This is a genomic window from Tianweitania sp. (genome assembly GCF_032053605.1).
Classification (GTDB): domain Bacteria; phylum Pseudomonadota; class Alphaproteobacteria; order Rhizobiales; family Rhizobiaceae; genus Tianweitania.
Genome location: NZ_DAMBUH010000024.1, coordinates 42237 through 45815, shown reverse-complemented (window position 1 = coordinate 45815; position 3579 = coordinate 42237). Strand labels below are relative to the sequence as shown.

Here is a 3579-nt window from a genome sequence, read left to right as displayed (position 1 = left end):
TCTCTCGCGATCTCGACGACGAAATTCCTTTCTGATCAGACAAATAAAAAGGCCGGCATTAAATGCCGGCCTTTTTATTTGAAGCGACCGCCTCAAGTCAGGGGAGGTTGAGCGTTTGTGGCTCCTGCACCGGCGTTCCGTTTCGCGCGCTGCGAAACTGCTGAGAGTGCTTGTAGGCATTCTTGCGCATACGCATTAGCGAGCCGAGCGGCTTGTGAGCCTCGACACCGTTCCATGGATTGAAGCCCATACCGTCATCCACGGCTCGCGAGCGTGCTTCACTCCAGGCTTGCTGTGGCTTCGCCGTGATGATCCCAAGGCGAACATAAGGGCTTTCTTCCTCGCTCCATTCCTTGTTGGCAGGTTCGATCGGCATGTCTTCAAGGTTGGTGCAGAGCTGTGCGCGGATTTCCCACACAGCGGTTTGGCTGGCGAAAAACTCGACCACGGCTTCACGAATACCATCCGGCACGCCGTTGACATTGAGCGACTGATCGGTGAGCGCACGCAGGTTGTCGGAAATTGGGGCGATCGAAATCTTGGCAATATAGTCACCAAAGCGGACAGGAAGCTGGCTGAAGAAGCTGTCGCCAAGAATGTGGGTCTCGAGCTGCCCGCCCATGCTTTTCAGCATCGCGCTCTCACCGCCAACAGCCTCCACGACTGTCTCAATGCCGCGTGCCGCAGCGGATACGACCTTCTTCAAGCCTTCCACGCGATCGGTGGTTGCTGCGATAGGCTTCAGGCTGCCGAGAAAGGCTTTACCGTCCGGCGCTTGGAAGGTCGGACCGTTGACCATGATGAAGTCTTGATTGCCGCTACCTTCCGCATCAGGCAGCTGTTCGCCTTCAACGCCGAAAATCTTGATGGCCACACCGCGCGGCGTCGACACACTATCTGGAAGGATGTCGCCGGGAATGGTGGAGAAGCGCATAAGAACGTCGTGGCGTCCAGGATGCGCAAAGATGCCTTGTGCAAGTACGTTCGGCAGATTGCCGTCGATCTCCAGCTCAGCCTGGAGAATGCCATGGCTTTTCGCGTGAACGCTGCGGATCGCGTGACCGGAATCTTCAAACGTCTTTTCCCGGACCTTGCCCATTGTCTCGTCGATCTTGCGGCCCACCTCAGCTTCTTCGGGCGTGGGCTTATCGACGGCGGGTGAGTAGCGCTGCGGAGAAAGGGGTGGCTGGCTCGACATGGCGGGCTCCCGAAATGATTGTGTTACGCTGAGCACTGTCACAATTCCCAAGATGCCTTGTGGTTGCTTCCGAGTTGGAAGCGGAACCGGATCATGCCTTGGTTGTTCGAGATGACCTTCCTCAAGTAACGGTATGGAGCTTACATCATGCAGCGACGCGAAATTTGGATCCTGGTGCTGGTTGTCGTGCTGATCGGTGCGGTCTGGACAGTGCACAGCCTGCTCGACAGCCAAGTGGTAACCGATACAGCGCCGGTAGAGCGCTCCGATCAGCAGAACTCGGGCACCAATGCGCCGAGCCAACAAGCTCCTGCTGCAGGAACGAATGGGACGGCGACGACCAATCCTTAGTCGTTCATGAGGGTAAGCGATCCCACCTGATCGGGATCGCTTACCCTCCGTATTACCTAAATTACGAACATTGCGGCTCAGTCTTAGGCAGCTGTTTGATCCATAGCGGCTTGCATCTTCACGACGCGAACAGGGACGGATTTTGCGGCCGGAACCTTGCTCTCGTCGGCATGCTGCCACAACGGAATGAGTGCATTGCACTCTGGGTAGTAAGCGCCGACGCAGCCCGAGGGGATGTTGTAGTTCACGACTTCGAAGCCTTCCATGCGACGATGCACGTGGTCGTTCGCTTCTGTCTCCAACGCGACGATCTCGCCGTTTTGGATGTCCAGCCTCTCCATATCCAGTGTGTTCATCAGCACCACCATGCGCGTGCCGTTGATCCCGCGGAAGCGATCCGAATAGCCGTAAACCGTGGTATTGAACTGGTCGTTGCTGCGTAGCGTGATCAGCCGTAGAACGTCTGGCTCGGCCCCCGTCTGGAAGCTGGCGGACAGAGCTTCAGGCACCACAAAATTTGCCTTCCCGTTCTCGGTGTTCCATTCGCGATGCCGCGCTGCGAGCGGCTTTGGAAAGCCGCCTGGCGTGAACATACGCGCGTTAAAATCCTTGAAGATGTCGGGGTAGGTGCTTTCGATCGCATCACGTACCTTACTGTAATCGTCGACCCAATCATTCCAGGGAACGTGGATCGCGTCAGGCAACGTGGCCCTGGCGATTTCCGCGACGATGCGCGGTTCAGACAGCAGGTGCTCGCTTGCCGGTTTGGCAAATCCTCGCGAGGCGTGAATACAGGACGTGCTATCCTCCATCGTTACGACCTGCGTGCCGCTCGCTTGCTCGTCGATCTCGATGCGGCCGAGACACGGCAGCAGATAGGCGACCTCACCATTGAAGAGCTGCCCGCGATTCAGCTTGGTGGCGATCTGAACGGTCAGCCGCATTTTTGGCCAAGCCTGTTCCATCAACTCGCGCTCTGGCACAGCACGGAGGAAGTTGCCGCCCAGACCAACAAAGGCTCGCACCTCGCCACGGATGATCGCACCGCAGGCATCCACGGTGCTGTAGCCGGTCTCTGTTGGGGGTTCGAAATGGTAGAGCGCCTTGAGCTTATCCAGCGGCACCAGCTCGGGCTTCTCTGATATGCCAACGGTGCGCTGACCCTGAACGTTGGAGTGGCCGCGCACAGGGCAGATGCCAGCGCCATCCTTGCCGATGTTGCCGCGCATAAACAGGAGGTTGGCAAGCATCCGTACCGTGGTAACGCCGAGCTTATGCTGAGTCAGGCCCATGCCGTAAACGCCAATCACACGCTCTGCCTTGGCGTAGGTCGTGGCTGCGCGGGTGAGCGCCTCACGCGTCAGGCCTGAATGGCGTTCGAGCTCATCCCAGTCGCTAGACTTCACGAAGTCGAGGAACTCGCTTGAACCATGCGTGTGCTCGGTCAAGAAGGCGTGGTCGAGCAGGCTTTTCTGGCCGGCTTCAACAGCTTGCGCATCCAGTTCCAGCAGCGCTTTGCAGATGCCTGTGATAGCGGCAATGTCCCCGCCGGCCTTCACCTGATAATATTCGCTGCTGATGCGCGTTTCACTTCCTGTCGCCATTTCGATCGGCGACTGAGGATTTGTGAAGCGTTCCAGTCCTCGCTCTCTCAGCGGATTGAAGCTGACGATCGGCACGCCGCGTTTGCTTGCTTTCTGCAGATCATGAAGCATGCGAGGGCTGTTCGAGCCGACATTCTGACCAAAAAAGAAGATCGCATCTGTCTTTTCGAAATCGTCGAGGCGCACCGTGCCGACCGGTACGCCGATACTCTTGGGTAGCGCCACCGAAGTGGATTCATGGCACATGTTGGAGCTATCAGGCAGATTGTTGTTGCCGTAGATCCGCGCCATCAATCCATACATATAGGACGTTTCCAGCGAGGCACGGCCAGACGCATAGAACACAGTTTTCTTCGGATCGTCGGCGCGAATGGCAGAAAGTTCGCGGCCGATTTCTGCAAAAGCCTTGCCCCAGCTTACCGGCTC

3 protein-coding genes are annotated in these 3579 nt (G+C 57.5%); 1 reads left to right on the top strand and 2 read right to left on the bottom strand.

Translation table 11 applies throughout. The features are described from left to right. Positions 1–97: 97 nt before the first annotated feature. Positions 98–1198, bottom strand: a complete 1101-nt coding sequence (locus tag RTX98_RS08275) for a catalase family protein (protein WP_312795895.1) — start codon at positions 1196–1198, stop codon at positions 98–100. A gap of 147 nt (positions 1199–1345) precedes the next feature. Between RTX98_RS08275 and RTX98_RS08270 the strand changes: the two genes are divergently transcribed. Then, the gene (locus RTX98_RS08270; protein ID WP_312795894.1) at positions 1346–1549 is read left to right on the top strand and encodes a hypothetical protein; all 204 of its coding nucleotides are present in this window, start codon (positions 1346–1348) and stop codon (positions 1547–1549) included. 83 nt (positions 1550–1632) lie between these two features. On the opposite strand, the gene RTX98_RS08265 is transcribed toward RTX98_RS08270, so the two are convergent. Beyond that, positions 1633–3579: FdhF/YdeP family oxidoreductase (locus RTX98_RS08265; RefSeq protein ID WP_312795893.1), on the bottom strand; the 1947-nt coding region annotated here is incomplete at its 5' end.

Coding starts and splice junctions, on each gene's coding strand:
- RTX98_RS08275 (WP_312795895.1), bottom strand. CDS start 1,198: ATGTCGAGCCAGCCACCCCTTTCTCCGCAGCGCTACTCACCCGCCGTC.
- RTX98_RS08270 (WP_312795894.1), top strand. CDS start 1,346: ATGCAGCGACGCGAAATTTGGATCCTGGTGCTGGTTGTCGTGCTGATC.